Origin of the sequence: Actinoplanes awajinensis subsp. mycoplanecinus, assembly GCF_001509495.1 — a bacterium.
In the GTDB taxonomy this organism is placed as follows: Bacteria; Actinomycetota; Actinomycetes; order Mycobacteriales; family Micromonosporaceae; genus Actinoplanes; species Actinoplanes palleronii.
In genome coordinates this window covers 1-213 of sequence record NZ_LLZH01000265.1, presented here as the reverse complement: position 1 = coordinate 213, position 213 = coordinate 1, and the positions used below count along the sequence as shown (strand labels likewise).

At 71.4% G+C, this 213-nt stretch carries 1 pseudogene; it reads right to left on the bottom strand.

The annotated features are described in order from the left end of the window. Positions 1-213: pseudogene (locus tag ADL15_RS54420) on the bottom strand (hypothetical protein); the annotation flags it as partial.

Below are 213 nucleotides of genomic sequence, written 5' to 3'. Positions count from 1 at the left end.
ACCGCCCCAGCGCAGCCATTTCCAGGTGCGGCCGTCGGGCCAGGCCACGCGGGCCAGGATTTCGACGGCCACGAACAGGAAGACGGGCCAGACGACCGCGCCGACCACGGCACCCGTCTCGGGTGACCAGGTGGCGGGGGTGGCGACTCCCTTGGGTGCGACGAAGGAGTGAGCGACGTTCGCGGCGATCGAGACCGATCCGCCGAGGACTGC